Here is a 13,268-nt window from a genome sequence, read left to right as displayed (position 1 = left end):
CCGGAAATTTGACGTTAAACGGCATTATTCGGTCGTTGTACGGCGCTGGTCAACGCTCCTACGGTGCGTGCGTGTCAGAGCAGACCCCGGTACCGAGTCCGGTCCTGCTCACCATGCGGGGGATCGTCAAGACGTTCCCCGGGGTGCGGGCCCTCGACGGCGTCGATCTCGAGGTCGCGGCCGGCGAGGTGCACTGCCTGCTCGGCCAGAACGGGGCCGGCAAGTCCACGCTGATCAAGGTGCTGGCCGGGGCGCACCGCCCGGACGCCGGGGAGATCACGTGGGCCGGCGAGCCCGTCGTGTTCGCGTCGCCGCACGCCGCCGACGCGGCTGGCATCGCCACGATCCACCAGGAGCTGGACCTGGTGCCCGGGCTCTCGGTCGCCGAGAACGTGGTGCTCGGCCACGAGCCCGCCCACCTCGGCTTCACCCGCCCCCGTGACGCGCAGGAGGTGACCCGCGGCCTCCTGAAGCGCCTCGGCCACCCCGAGATCCCGCCGGGCCGCGAGCTGGGTCGCCTCTCCGCCGCCGGCCAGCAGGTGGTGAGCATGGCGCGGGCGCTGGCCCGAGACGCCCGCCTCATCGTCATGGACGAGCCGTCCGCCGTGCTGGACCCGGAGGAGGTGCAGAACCTCTTCCGCGTCATCCGCGAGCTGACCGCCGACGGCGTCGCGGTCGTCTACATCTCGCACCGCCTCGAGGAGATCCGCGCCATCGGCGACCGCGTCACCGTGCTCAAGGACGGGCGCACGGTCGCGCGCAACCTGTCCGCCCGCGAGACCCCGACCGCCGAGGTCATCCGGCTCATGACGGGCCGCTCCATCGAGTACGTGTTCCCGCCGCGCGGCGCGGAGCCGGCCGGCGAACCGGTGCTGCAGGTCGAGGACCTGGGCCGGACCGGCGAGTTCAGCGGCGTCTCGCTCACCGCGCGGCCGGGGGAGATCGTCGGGCTGGCCGGGCTGGTGGGCTCGGGCCGCTCGGAGATCCTGGAGACGATCGCCGGTGCCCGTCGCCCGTCGACGGGCACGGTGCGGGTGGCCGGGAGGGCGCTGCGCACCGGCTCGGTGCCCGCCGCCGTGCGCGCGGGCGTCGGGCTGTGCCCGGAGGAGCGCAAGAGCCAGGCACTGCTGATGCTGGAACCGGTGGCGCGCAACGTGTCGCTGCCCGTGCTCGGCCGGTTCGCGCGCGGCGGTCTGCTCGGCGGCGGGTTCATCGGCCGGGACGCCGAGCTCGCCGAGGCCGGCACCGTCACCGCGCAGCTGGACGTGCGGCCGTCCGACCCGGGCCGGCCCGTGCGCACGCTGTCGGGCGGCAACCAGCAGAAGGTGGTGCTGGCCCGCTGGCTGATGCGCGGCTGCACCGTGCTGCTGCTCGACGAGCCGACCCGCGGCGTCGACGTGGGAGCCCGCTCGGAGATCTACCAGCTGATCCGCCGCCTCGCCGCCGACGGCGTGGCGGTGGTGCTCGTGTCCAGCGAGGTGCCGGAGGTGCTCGGGCTGGCCGACACCGTGCACGTGGTGCGCGAGGGCCGGATCATCCACTCCGCCCCCGCGGACGAGCTGGACGAGGAACGGGTCTTGGACCTCGTGATGGAGGGCAGCGACATGGAACGACGCCATGGCTGAGCCGGCGACCTTGAAGAACGGTGCCGCGCACCGTCGGCGGGCCGGCATCGGCGATCTCCTCGACAGCGGCGCCGGCCGCAACCTCGGGCTCGTCGCGGTGCTGCTCATCCTCGGCATCGTCGGCGTCGCCACGGCGGACACGTTCCTGACGACGTCGAACCTGCTGACGATCCTGACGTCGGCGTCGATCATCGGTGTGATCACCGTCGGGGTCACGTTCGTGATCATCGGCGGCGGCATCGACCTGTCGGTGGGCAAGGTGATGGCGCTGGCCTCGGTGTGGGCGACCACCGTCGCCACCCAGTCGTACGGGCCGTTCGTGATGATCCTCTGCGCGCTGGCCGTCGGAACGGGCGCGGGCCTGGTCAACGGCCTGCTCATCGCGTACGGGCGGATCGTCCCGTTCATCGTCACGCTGGCCGCGCTGATCTCCGCGCAGGGGTTGGCCGAGCAGATCTCGGGGCGGCGCAGCCAGATCGTCACCGACCAGACGATCGCGTCCATCGCGACGACGCGGCTGCTGGGCATCCCGCTGCTGGTGTTCATCTTCGCCGCGGTCGTGGCGGTCGGCTGGGTGGTGCTCAACCGCACCACGTTCGGTCGTCGCACGTTCGCCATCGGCGGCAACCCGGAGGCCGCCCGGCTCGCCGGTCTGGACGTGAAGCGGCACACCGTCGCCCTCTACGCGCTGTCGGGCCTGTGCTGCGGCATCGCCGCCATCATGATCGCCTCGCTGACGACCACCGGGTCCAGCACCCACGGCACCCTCTACGAGCTGGACGCGATCGCCGCGGTGATCATCGGCGGCACCCTGCTCTCCGGCGGGCGCGGCACGCTGATCGGGTCGATCCTCGGCGTGCTCGTCTTCACGGTGATCACGAACCTGTTCGTGCTCAACAACCTCGCCACCGAGGTCCAGAACATCGCCAAGGGCGTGATCATCGTCGTCGCGGTGCTGATCCAGGCCCGCGCGCGCCGCTCGTCCGCCTAGTACAACCCCACGAAGGAGTGTGGTTCCCCCATGTCCGAGCAACTGGGTCGGCGCGGCTTCCTCTACGGCGCGCTCGGCGTCGGAGCCGGCGCCGCGTTGACCGCCTGCACCAGCAACGCCCCGGCCGGCCCGGCCTCCTCCGGGTCGAACGTCGGTGCCGCGGGCGGCAACAACGCCGCGCCCGGCAAGCCCGTCACCATCGGGTTCTCCGCCCCGGCCGCCGACCACGGCTGGATCGCGGCCATCGCCAACAACGCCGCGGCCCAGGCCAAGCAGTTCTCGGACGTGACGTTCGAGCCGGTCAACCCGACCAACGACATCGCCCAGCAGATCGCCGCCGTGCAGACCCTGATCACCAAGAAGGTCAGCGCGCTGGTGATCCTGCCCAACGACGGCTCGCAGCTCACCTCGCTGGGCCGCCAGGCGATGGACGCCGGCATCCCCGTCATCAACCTGGACCGCATCTTCGACTCCCCGCTCGCGTACCGCACGTGGATCGGGGGCGACAACTACGGCATGGGCGTCTCCGCCGGCACGTACATCGGCGAGAAGCTCAAGGCCAAGGGAGTGTCGAACCCGGTGATCGGCGAGATCGCCGGCATCGACAACCTGCCGCTGACCCAGCAGCGCAGCCAGGGCTTCAAGGACGCGCTCTCGAAGTTCGGGTTCAGCGTCGGCCCGCGCCAGGCCGCCGACTTCACCGCGCAGGGCGGGCAGCGGGTCACCGCGAACCTCCTGCAGGCCGCACCGAAGCTGGACGCCGTCTGGAACCACGACGACGACCAGGGCATCGGCGTGCTCGCCGCGATCACGCAGGCCAACCGCAGCGAGTTCTTCATGGTCGGCGGGGCCGGCTCGGCCAACGCCATGCGCGAGATCCAGAAGGACACGAGCGTCCTGAAGGCGACCGTGACCTACAGTCCGACCATGGCGTCGTCGGCGATCGCACTGGCCCGGCTCGTGGCGCAGAACAAGGGCATGGGCGACCTCGTCGAGCACGAGGTGCCCAGCTCGATCACCCTGAAGTCAGCAACCATCACGAAGGACAACGTGGCCGACTACCTGCCCCTGGGCTTCGAATCATGACGGGAACCCTCAACATCGGGATGGTGGGCTACGCCTTCATGGGCGCGGTCCACTCGCAGGCCTGGCGCACCGCCGGCCGGTTCTTCGACCTCCCGCTGACCCCCGAACTGGCCGTCCTGTGCGGTCGGGACGCGGCGAACACGCAGGCCGCGGCCCAGCGGATGGGCTGGGCGGCCGTCGAGACCGACTGGAAGGCGCTCGTCCGCCGCGACGACGTCGACCTCGTCGACGTGTGCACCCCCGGTGACACGCACGCCGAGATCGCCATCGCCGCCCTGGAGGCCGGCAAGCACGTGCTCTGCGAGAAGCCGCTCGCCAACACCGTGGACGAGGCGCGCGCGATGGTCGCCGCCGCGGCGCGGGCCGCCGAGCGCGGCGTCCACTCGATGGTCGCGTTCAACTACCGGCGGGTGCCGGCGCTCGCGCTGGCGCGACGGCTCGTCGAGGAGGGGCGGATCGGCGAGATCCGCCACGTCCGCGCGGTCTACCTGCAGGACTGGATCGTCGACCCCGAGTTCCCGCTGGTCTGGCGGCTGCAGAAGGACAAGGCCGGCTCGGGTGCGCTCGGCGACATCGGCGCGCACATCGTCGACGCCGCCCAGTTCGTCACCGGCGACCGGCTCACCGGCGTCTCCGCGCTGACCGAGACGTTCATCAAGGAACGGCCGCTGGTCGGGGAGTCGAGCGGCCTGGCCGCCACGGCGACGAGCCAGCGCGGCACCGTCACCGTCGACGACGCCGCCATCTTCTTCGGGCGGTTCGCGGGCGGCGCCGTCGCGTCGTTCGAGGCCACCCGGTTCGCCACCGGCCGCAAGAACGCGCTGCGGCTGGAGGTCAACGGCAGCCTCGGCTCGCTCGCGTTCGACTTCGAGTACATGAACGAGCTGTCCGTCTACGAGGCCGGCGACGACACCGCCGGGTTCCGCCGGGTCCTCGTCACCGAGCCCACCCACCCGTACACCGGGGCGTGGTGGCCGCCCGGCCACGGGCTCGGCTACGAGCACACGTTCACGCACGAGATCGCCGACCTCGTGCGCGACCTCGGCGCAGGCACCGCGCCGACCCCGTCGTTCGCGGACGGGCTGCAGGTCCAACTCGTGCTGGAAGCGGTGGAGCGGTCGGCGGCCGAGGGCAGCCGCTGGGAGGAGATCGGGGAATGAGACCAGTCACGCTGTTCACCGGCCAGTGGGCCGACCTCCCGTTCGAGGAGGTCTGCCGGCTTGCGGGGGAGTGGGGCTACGACGGGCTGGAGATCGCCTGCTGGGGCGACCACCTCGACGTGTGGGCCGCCGCCGAAGACCCGTCCTACGTGCAGGGCCGGAAGGACATCCTGGAGAAGCACGGCCTCTCCGTCTACGCGATCTCCAACCACCTCACCGGGCAGGCGGTCTGCGACGACCCCATCGACGCCCGCCACCAGGGCATCCTGCCCTCGCGGGTGTGGGGCGACGGGGAACCCGAGGGCGTGCGGCAGCGCGCGGCCGAGGCCATGAAGACCACCGCGCGGGCCGCGGCCGCGCTCGGCGTCGACACCGTCGTCGGGTTCACCGGCTCGTCGATCTGGAAGACCGTGGCGATGTTCCCGCCCGTCCCGCAGTCGATGGTGGACGCCGGCTACCAGGACTTCGCCGACCGCTGGAACCCCATCCTCGACGTGTTCGACGAGGTCGGCGTGCGGTTCGCGCACGAGGTGCACCCGTCGGAGATCGCGTACGACTACTGGACCACGGTCGCGGCGCTGGAGGCGATCGGGCACCGGCCGGCCTTCGGGCTGAACTGGGACCCGTCCCACTTCGTGTGGCAGGACCTCGACCCCGTCGGGTTCCTGTGGGACTTCAAGGACCGCATCTACCACGTCGACTGCAAGGACGCGAAGCGTCAGGTCGGCAACGGGCGCAACGGTCGGATGGGCTCGCACCTCGCCTGGGCCGACCCGCGGCGCGGGTGGGACTTCGTCTCCACCGGGCACGGGGACGTGCCGTGGGAGGCGTGCTTCCGCATGCTCAACACCATCGGCTACTCCGGGCCCATCTCCGTGGAGTGGGAGGACGCGGGGATGGACCGGCTCGTCGGGGCGCCCGATGCACTGGCGTTCGTCCGCCGTACGGCCTTCGACAAGCCGTCGGCAGCGTTCGACGCGGCGTTCAGCAGCGGGGACTGAGCTCACTCGCCCGCCAGGTGGTCGGTGAGTGAGATCGTGGCGTTGATGACGCGGGGGAAGCCCGCGTAGGGCAGGACCTGGAGGAGTGCCTCGCCGAGCTGGTCACGGCTCAGCCCGGCGTCGAGCCCGGACTCGGCGTGCGCGCGGAGCTGCAGACCGGTGTCGCCGAGCGCGACGAGCGCGCCGAGCGTGACCAGTTCCCGCTCTGCGCGGGTCAGCCCGGGCCGGGCACCGATCGTCCCGTGCGCGAACTCCTCCGCGAACCGGACGAGGTCGGGCAGCGTCTCGCCGAGCCTCGCGTACGCCGCGTCGCGGGTGCCTGGCGCATCGGTCGATCGGCGGGCGACGAAGGCCAGGATCCGCTCCCACGCGTCGCGGCAGGCGTCCTGCCACTCGACGGCACTGCGGTCGAAGAACGAGTGCGGGGCGCCGTCGTAGATGTGGTGCTCGTACGGCACCCCGACGGTCGCGAGGTCGGCCGCGAACCGCTCCGAGCGCTCGCGTGGTGTCGCGACGTCGTCGCCGGCGACCAGGAGCAGCATCGGCCGGTGCAGCTCGGTGAGGCGGGGCTGCACGAGGTCGGGGTTGCCGTAGAACCCGATGACGCCGGCGACGGGCAGCGTCGATGCGGCCAGCAGCCAGGACTGGCTGCCGCCGAAGCAGAACCCGACCGTGAAGGTGTCGACGACTCCGTCCCGTGCCAGGTGCTCGATGGCCGCCGAGACGACCGGTTCCACCGTGTCCGCGGTGACCTGCGGGAGGCGGGACTGCCAGTCGAAGTCGTCGTCGCGGCGCACGTCCTCGGTGAGGTGGCCGTAGTAGTCGATCACGACGGCGTGCATGCCGGCTTCCGCGAACCGGACGGCGAGATCCCGGTAGTACCGATGGGCGCCGCGCACGTCCGGGAGGATGACGACGCCGCGGGTCGAGGGCGTCGCGGGATGGGCCTCGTAGGCGACCGAGCGCACGCCGGCAGCAGTCTCGAGGACGAGTGCGGCATGCCGGTCCGTGGGCAGCACGAGCGGGGGCGCCGGCGGGCGGGACGCCGTGGAGTGGCACACGATGATCTCCGGGGGAGTGGCCGTCGGGAATGCCGCCCACGCTCACCCGCGGCCCCGCGGCACCGGAACGCCCGGTCGATACGCGTACTGACAGGTCCTGGAAGACCCTGCCGGAGCTGCCAGAATCGTTCGCGTGTCACGACGCAACGAGCTCGGACAGTTCCTGAGGCTGATGCGAAGCCGTCAGGACCCGGCAGACCACGGCATCCCCGGCGCCGGGCGTCGTCGGGTGCCAGGGCTGCGTCGTGAGGAGGTCGCCCAGCTCACCGGCATCAGCAACGAGTACTACGCCCGGTTGGAGCGGGGCGTGGCCCGGTCCCCGTCGCCTGCGGTCGTCGACTCGCTGGCCCGGGTGCTCCGGCTGAGCCGCGTCGAGCGCGACCACCTCGCTGACCTGAGCGCCGCCGTGTCCCGGCCGCCCGCCCCGGCTCCGGCGCCGGTGATCCGGCCCGAGCTGGCCGCACTCGTGGACGCGCTGCCGGGCCCCGCGCTCGTCACGAACCACCGGTTCGACGTGCTCGCCGCGAACCCGCTCGCCCGGTCGGTCTTCTTCGACTTCACAACCCTGCACGGCGGCAACCTGGCCCGGTTCCTCTTCACCGATCCCCTCGCGATGCGCCGCTACCTGGACTGGGCCGCCGTCGCGCAGGCCACGGTCGGCCAGCTGCGGGTCGCCTCCGTCCGCCAACCGCGCGATGCGGAACTGCGCTCGCTCTTCGCCGACCTGACCGCCGACGGCCACCACTTCACCCGGATGTGGGCGGCCGGCGACGTCGACGAACGCTCCTACGGGCGCAAACGCCTGTGGGTGGACGAGGTGGGGGAGCTGGACCTGCGGTTCGAGAACCTCCACCTTCCCGAAGACCCGAGCCTGCGGCTGGTCGTGCTCCATGCCGATCCAGGCTCCGTCTCCGAGGACAAGCTGCGGATCCTCGCCTCGATCGTGGTGGAGCGGGTCTCGGCTCGGAGTACATAGCTGGGGTCGCGGTTTTCCGGGGTTGGGGTCTTTCCGGGGCGCTGCCCCGGGCCCCGGCGCCTCCCTCCGGTGGAGCTGTTTCGCGCCGGCTCCACCGTCGGTCGGTCGCCCTTCGGGATGCCACACCGCCGGCCGAGCCGCAAACGATAGAACGTGTTTGCGGCTCGGCCGGCGCTGCGGCTTTGCTGTGCACGCCCGACCGACGGTGGAGCCTTTCAGGCACCTTCATTGCACGCGCCAAACGGCACTTGACCTGCGATAATCAGCACTCGTTCGAACCTGCGTTCGGGTAGAATCAGGGTATGACCGAGAACCCGCTCGCACAGGCCGCGAGCCTGATCGAGCAGGCGTTCACGGCCATCTCCGACAGCCCCGACCCCCTCGCCGCGCTCCTCGTTCTGGAGGGGATGTCGCGGCAAGTCGATCGGGCGAAGGTCTCTGCGATCGCTGCTGTTGAACGCGACGGCACCCTTTCCGAGAAGGGGTATCGCACCACTCTCGCCGGGTTGAAGGATCTGCTGGGCTGGGATCACGACACCGCCCGCCGGCACGTCACCGTCACCGAACACGTCGGGCCTCGGGTCGCCCTGGACGGCGAGCCATTGGAGCCGGTGCTCCCGGCCACGGCGGCGGCGTTCACCGACGGCGCGGCCACCATGCGGCATGTGGACACCATCGCCGCGCTGATGAACTCCCGCCCGGCCGCGCGGATCAGCCTGGCGGATCGGGTCACGATCGAGGCCAGCCTGGGCGAGGCCGCGCGCACCTTCACCCCGCGCGACGTCCGTGTCATGGGGCTGGAGCTGCTCGCCGCCGCTGACCTGGACGGGCCCGAGCCGGATGAGCGGCCCGGCCGCAACCAACTCCAGATGGGCGCCAACGCTGATGGCAGCGGGTGGCTGCGCGGCCAGTTCGAGGACCCGTTGGCGTTCGCGGCGATCCGTACCGCGATTGAGGCCCGCACCCGCCCTTCGGCGGAGAACCGGGGCACCACTGCGGCCGAGCGGAACGCGGCGGCGTTGGCGGAGATCTGCGGGTTCGCCCTCGACCACGGCGCCTCCGGTGAGGTGGGTGGGGAACGCCCCCGGGTCACCGTCACCCTCCGCCTGCAGGACCTGGAAGACCGCGCCCGCACCGCGATGCTGGACACCGGAGGACAACTGACCCCCGGCCAGTTGCGGCGGCTGCTCTGCGACGCCCACCTGGTCCCGGTCGTGCTCGACGGGGACAGCCAACCCCTCGATGTCGGCCGCACCCACCGCCTGGTCCCCACGTGGTTGCGGCGGGCGGTTGCCCTGCGCGACCACGGCTGCGCGCACCCCGGCTGTGATCGACCACCGTCGTGGTGCGAAGTCCACCATGTGATCGAGTGGCAGCACGGCGGCGCAACGGCCTTGGACAACCTGGTCATGCTGTGTTGCCAACATCATGATCAAGTCCATTCGACCGAGTGGCGAATAGACATGAGCTCGGGCAAACCGAGGTTCATCCCGCCACCGTGGATGACCGACCTCTGGGCCGCGCCATGACCAGGGCACCACTCTGTGCCCAGCAGGCAGGTGTGAGGCTCCACCGTCGATCGGGCGTGCGCAGCAACGCCGCAGCACCGGTCCGGCCGCAAACACGCCCCACCGTTTGCGGTCGGGCCGGGGCTGTGGCATCCCGTCAGGGCGACCGATCGACGGTGGAGCCGACCCGCAGTTCCCGCTCCACCAGAGGAGGGCCGGGGTTCGGGGCGGAGCCCCGGCACACCCGTCGGCTGGACGGGGCGTCGCACGAATCCGTCACACGATGTTCTGGCGACGGTCCGTCACGATATCCTCACGTATGGATGACCTCCCGGCCCCGTACCTGCTCTCCCTTCCACTCCATGCAGTCACCGAGGTCTACGGGGAAGCGGGGTTGCGGCGCCGGTTCAGCCTGGAACTCTCGTCGTTCGCCGAGGCGGAGCAGGTGGTGTTGCAGCGGGCGCTGCGGCTCGCCTCGCGGTTGCACCGGGAGGATCGGCGAACCCGTGAGCCCGTCATCAACCACCTGCTGCGGGTCACGCTCCGCATCATGTGCCACTACCGGGTGCGGGACGTGGAGGTGCTCGCTGCCGCGTTGCTGCACGACTCCGTCGAGGACCATCCGCGTGACCTCGCGGGCGGCGAGCCGGAGGACTCCACCTCGGCGGCGCTCGGTGTGCTCGCCCGTGACTTCGGGGCGCGGGTCGCCTGGCTCGTCGGGGCAGTCACCAACCCGCAGTACGACCCGGCGCGGGACAAGGACGAGCAGTACCGCGAACACCTCGTCGCCAGCCTGGGCGGTGAGCCGTGGGCGCGGCTGATCAAGGTCTCCGACTTCACCGACAACGGGGCGGGCGTGCTCTACACCATCGGGCCGAAGGTGCGGCGGGCGGCGACGAAGTACCGCGCGGTGGTGCCGCTGCTCCGCGAGCTCGTCGCCCGCCCCGACACCCCGCTGCACGACGAGGTGAAGGCGCACATCGCGGGGCAGTTCGACCGAGCCGAACGGCGCTTCGCCGCCATCCTCCAACCGAGCTGAGCTACACCGCGGGGGTGCGTTGCAGCGCGGACCGGGTGATCGCCAGATGGTGCGCGACCTCCGCCGCGATCAGCTCGGCGTGCAACGCGTCGCCGTCCTCGGAATGCAGGCCGCGGTGGCGCTGGATCAGCGCCTCCAGGCCGTCGAGGAACGACGTGGTGATCTGCGCCCGGCGGCGCGCTCGGGTCGGGTACTCGGACATGGTGGGCTCCTGTCGATGAGGGGGACGGGCGAAGGGCTCGTCACCGACAGAGAGCAGCCGCGGTGCGGCAGAAGTCGACGTGCCGGCGGCGGGTCATGTCCCGGCCCGCCGCACGACGTGCTCCAGCAGATCGACCGCACCCGGCAGGGCGGCCTCGTCGAAGTCGAACCGCGGCGTGTGGTGCGGGCCCGCGAGATCGGCGCCCACCCCCGCATAGGTGGCGATCCCGCCGTGCGCCTGCACCCGCCGCATGAGCGCGGTGGCGTCGTCGCTGGCGATACCGCCGTCGACTGGCCCGGTGCGCCGCAGCCCGGCGTCCTCCGCCGCCGCGGCGACTTGCGCGCGAGCGGCGGCGTCCGCGACTGCGGTGGTGACCGACCCGATCAACTCGACGTCGACGGTGAGCCCGTGCATCGCGGCCGCACCCTCCAGCATCGCCCGAGCGCGCGCCTCCAGATCGGCGTTGACGGCGCCGTCGTCGGCGCGGGTCTCCAGGAGCAGCTCGGCCAGGTCGGGCACCACGTTCGGGACGGTGCCGCCGCTGATCCGGCCCACCGAGACCCGCGTGTCGTGCCCGGCCACGCGGGTCAGCCCGGCCAGCGCCAGCGCCGCCGACGCAGCCCCGAGCAGCGCGTTGCGCCCGTCCTGCGGGGCGAGCGCGGCGTGCGCGGCCCGGCCGTGGAAGAGCGCGCGCAGCTTCGAGTTCGCCAGCAGCCCGTCCACCGACGGCAGGACGGTGCCGGTGGGCAGCCCGAGGCCCAGGTGCACCGCGACGAACAGGTCGACGTCGTCCAGCACCCCGCTGGCCGCCACGGCCCGCCCGCCGCGGCCTCCCTCTTCTGCCGGCTGGAAGACCAGCCGGACGGTCGCGGCGGGCGGTGAAGCGGTCAACCGCTCCGCGAGCTCGACGGCGATGCCCACGTGCCCGTCGTGCCCGCAGGCGTGCATCTCCCCAGACCACCGGGAAGCGAAACCCTCGCTGACCGGATGGTGCTCGGCAGCGGAGGTCTCGACGATCGGCAGCGCATCGAGGTCGGCGCGCAGCCCCACCACCGGGCCGGATCCGTGCAGCGTCGCCACCACCGCGGTGTGCCCGCCGCGCAGCGCCGGGAGGAACCGCGGGTCGCCGCCCTCGGCCTCGGCACGCGCGTACGCGGCGTCCAGCTCGGCGGCCGGGGGCACGCCGAGCCGCTGATCCGACGCGATCGCGTCCGGTCCGGCCACGACGTCCCACCCGAGATCGGCGAGGTGCCCCGCCACCCGGGAGGCGGTGCGGAATTCGGTGAACCCCACCTCGGGGTGGGCATGGAGATCACGCCGCCACAGCACAGCCGTCCTCACGACGTCACACACCAGGTGCGGTCGTCACACACGTTGCAGCATGTGTGACGTCCATGCTCGATGTGTGACGTCATGGGAGGCGGCCGTCCTTCGCCACCACGGGGACCTCCGTGACACCGACCGTATCCGGGTAGATCAGGCCGGAGCCGGTGTTCAGCACCACCACCTCGTCGGACTCCGCCACCTCGCCGGCCTCCCGCAGCCGCGCCACCGCGGCGACGCAGGCCGCGCCCTCGGGGCAGATCCAGGTGCCCTCGTCGCGGGCCAGCGTCGCCTGCGCGGCCAGCAGCTCCTCGTCCGTGACGGCGACGGCGGTGCCGCCCGTCTCGCGCACCGCGTCGAGCACGAGGAAGTCGCCGAGCGCCTTGGGCACCGTGATGCCGAACGCCACCGTCCGTGGGGAATCCGGCGCCACGCTCTCCGCCGCCCCGGCGAGGTAGGCGTCGACGATCGGGCGGCAGCCCTCCGCCTGCACCGCCACCAGGCGCGGCAGCTCCCCGGAGACCCAACCCAGCTCCCGCAGCTCCTGCAGCGCCTTGTGGATCCCGATGATCCCGACGCCGCCGCCGGTCGGGTACGCGATGACGTCCGGCAGCCGCCAGCCCAGCTGCTCGGCGAGCTCGTAGCCCATCGTCTTCTTGCCCTCGATGCGGTACGGCTCGCGCAGGGTGGCGGTGTCCTGCCACCCCGGCCGCCGCCCGACGGCCTCCCGCACGAGCGCGCCGGCGTCGCCGATCAGCCCGTCGACCAGGTACAGCTCCGCACCCGTCACCACGCACTCGCGGCGCGTGATCTCCGGCGCGTCGACGGGCATCACGATGAGCGCGCCGATGCCGGCCCGTGCCGCGTACGCCGCCCAGGCCGCGCCGGCGTTGCCGTTGGTGGGCATCGCGATCCCGGCCACGCCCAGCTCCGCAGCCCGCGACACACCCACCGCCGCCCCGCGGGCCTTGAACGCGCCCGTCGGGACGAGGCCCTCGTCCTTCATGAGCAGCCGCGGGAGCCCGATCCGCGTCCCGTGCCGCGGGAGCGGCAGCAGCGGCGTCATGCCCTCCCCGAGCGTGACGACGTGCGCGGGATCGCGGACGGGCAGCAGCTCGTGGTAGCGCCACAGGTCCGGCGGCCGGGCCGCGATCTCCTCCCGCGTCACGGTGACCCGTTCCAGGTCGTACCTGGCCAACAACGGGGCACCGAGCTTCGAGACCCCCTGCACGGTGTCGGCGTCGTACGGCGAGCCGTCGCGGGAGCACTCGAGGTGGGACAGCGCGGAGTACATGC

At 72.1% G+C, this 13,268-nt stretch carries 12 protein-coding genes; 8 read left to right on the top strand and 4 right to left on the bottom strand.

Translation table 11 applies throughout. The annotated features are described in order from the left end of the window. The first annotated feature begins 113 nt into the window (after positions 1-113). Genes ACQEVB_RS32000 through ACQEVB_RS31980 form a run of 5 tightly spaced genes read left to right on the top strand, consistent with a single transcriptional unit; the run spans position 114 to position 5,863 of the window. Positions 114-1,625, top strand: coding sequence for a sugar ABC transporter ATP-binding protein (locus ACQEVB_RS32000; RefSeq protein WP_432980695.1), 1,512 nt, complete (start codon positions 114-116; stop codon positions 1,623-1,625). Then, the gene (locus ACQEVB_RS31995) at positions 1,618-2,616 is read left to right on the top strand and encodes an ABC transporter permease (RefSeq protein ID WP_432979609.1); all 999 of its coding nucleotides are present in this window, start codon (positions 1,618-1,620) and stop codon (positions 2,614-2,616) included. Before ACQEVB_RS32000 ends, ACQEVB_RS31995 begins: the two co-directional genes overlap by 8 nt. 30 nt (positions 2,617-2,646) lie before the next feature. Beyond that, complete coding sequence (locus ACQEVB_RS31990) at positions 2,647-3,702, top strand: substrate-binding domain-containing protein (RefSeq protein ID WP_432979606.1); 1,056 nt, start codon at positions 2,647-2,649, stop codon at positions 3,700-3,702. Further along, entirely contained in the window at positions 3,699-4,862 is a 1,164-nt protein-coding gene (locus ACQEVB_RS31985) for a Gfo/Idh/MocA family protein (protein ID WP_432979603.1), read from the top strand. Before ACQEVB_RS31990 ends, ACQEVB_RS31985 begins: the two co-directional genes overlap by 4 nt. After that, positions 4,859-5,863 (top strand): sugar phosphate isomerase/epimerase family protein, encoded by a 1,005-nt coding sequence (locus ACQEVB_RS31980; RefSeq protein ID WP_432979600.1) that lies wholly within the window; start codon positions 4,859-4,861, stop codon positions 5,861-5,863. Before ACQEVB_RS31985 ends, ACQEVB_RS31980 begins: the two co-directional genes overlap by 4 nt. 2 nt (positions 5,864-5,865) lie before the next feature. Here ACQEVB_RS31980 and ACQEVB_RS31975 read toward each other — a convergent pair whose 3' ends face one another. Next, positions 5,866-6,924, bottom strand: coding sequence for a dienelactone hydrolase family protein (locus tag ACQEVB_RS31975; RefSeq protein WP_432979597.1), 1,059 nt, complete (start codon positions 6,922-6,924; stop codon positions 5,866-5,868). Between the two features lie 133 nt (positions 6,925-7,057). On the opposite strand from ACQEVB_RS31975, the gene ACQEVB_RS31970 reads away from it, so the two are divergent. The 3 genes from ACQEVB_RS31970 to ACQEVB_RS31960 all read left to right on the top strand — a co-directional run bounded on the left by ACQEVB_RS31970 (position 7,058) and on the right by ACQEVB_RS31960 (position 10,447). Then, complete coding sequence (locus ACQEVB_RS31970; protein WP_432979594.1) at positions 7,058-7,900, top strand: helix-turn-helix transcriptional regulator; 843 nt, start codon at positions 7,058-7,060, stop codon at positions 7,898-7,900. Between the two features lie 302 nt (positions 7,901-8,202). Then, positions 8,203-9,429: a DUF222 domain-containing protein gene (locus ACQEVB_RS31965; RefSeq protein WP_432979591.1), complete on the top strand. Its 1,227-nt coding sequence runs from the start codon at positions 8,203-8,205 to the stop codon at positions 9,427-9,429. A gap of 298 nt (positions 9,430-9,727) precedes the next feature. Further along, on the top strand, positions 9,728-10,447 hold the full coding sequence (locus tag ACQEVB_RS31960) for an HD domain-containing protein (RefSeq protein ID WP_432979588.1): 720 nt from the start codon (positions 9,728-9,730) through the stop codon (positions 10,445-10,447). Between the two features lies 1 nt (position 10,448). Here ACQEVB_RS31960 and ACQEVB_RS31955 read toward each other — a convergent pair whose 3' ends face one another. The 3 genes from ACQEVB_RS31955 to ACQEVB_RS31945 form a co-directional block, all read right to left on the bottom strand. Continuing rightward, on the bottom strand, positions 10,449-10,649 hold the full coding sequence (locus ACQEVB_RS31955) for a hypothetical protein (RefSeq protein WP_432979585.1): 201 nt from the start codon (positions 10,647-10,649) through the stop codon (positions 10,449-10,451). 93 nt (positions 10,650-10,742) lie between these two features. Continuing rightward, complete coding sequence (locus ACQEVB_RS31950) at positions 10,743-11,990, bottom strand: amidohydrolase (protein WP_432979582.1); 1,248 nt, start codon at positions 11,988-11,990, stop codon at positions 10,743-10,745. A 70-nt stretch (positions 11,991-12,060) separates the two neighbouring features. Beyond that, the gene (locus tag ACQEVB_RS31945; protein ID WP_432979579.1) at positions 12,061-13,266 is read right to left on the bottom strand and encodes a threonine synthase; all 1,206 of its coding nucleotides are present in this window, start codon (positions 13,264-13,266) and stop codon (positions 12,061-12,063) included. Positions 13,267-13,268: the final 2 nt, after the last annotated feature.

This window comes from Pseudonocardia sp. CA-107938 (assembly GCF_050936315.1).
GTDB lineage: Bacteria > Actinomycetota > Actinomycetes > Mycobacteriales > Pseudonocardiaceae > Pseudonocardia.
Note: the sequence above shows the minus strand (reverse complement) of the source record. Positions and strands in the feature narration are given on the sequence as shown.

What these genes read in the sequence shown, in the direction of transcription:
- ACQEVB_RS32000 (WP_432980695.1), top strand. Translation starts at nt 114, where the DNA reads ATGCGGGGGATCGTCAAGACGTTCCCCGGGGTGCGGGCCCTCGACGGC.
- ACQEVB_RS31995 (WP_432979609.1), top strand. Translation starts at nt 1,618, where the DNA reads ATGGCTGAGCCGGCGACCTTGAAGAACGGTGCCGCGCACCGTCGGCGG.
- ACQEVB_RS31990 (WP_432979606.1), top strand. Translation starts at nt 2,647, where the DNA reads ATGTCCGAGCAACTGGGTCGGCGCGGCTTCCTCTACGGCGCGCTCGGC.
- ACQEVB_RS31985 (WP_432979603.1), top strand. Translation starts at nt 3,699, where the DNA reads ATGACGGGAACCCTCAACATCGGGATGGTGGGCTACGCCTTCATGGGC.
- ACQEVB_RS31980 (WP_432979600.1), top strand. Translation starts at nt 4,859, where the DNA reads ATGAGACCAGTCACGCTGTTCACCGGCCAGTGGGCCGACCTCCCGTTC.
- ACQEVB_RS31965 (WP_432979591.1), top strand. Translation starts at nt 8,203, where the DNA reads ATGACCGAGAACCCGCTCGCACAGGCCGCGAGCCTGATCGAGCAGGCG.
- ACQEVB_RS31960 (WP_432979588.1), top strand. Translation starts at nt 9,728, where the DNA reads ATGGATGACCTCCCGGCCCCGTACCTGCTCTCCCTTCCACTCCATGCA.
- ACQEVB_RS31955 (WP_432979585.1), bottom strand. Translation starts at nt 10,649, where the DNA reads ATGTCCGAGTACCCGACCCGAGCGCGCCGCCGGGCGCAGATCACCACG.
- ACQEVB_RS31945 (WP_432979579.1), bottom strand. Translation starts at nt 13,266, where the DNA reads ATGTACTCCGCGCTGTCCCACCTCGAGTGCTCCCGCGACGGCTCGCCG.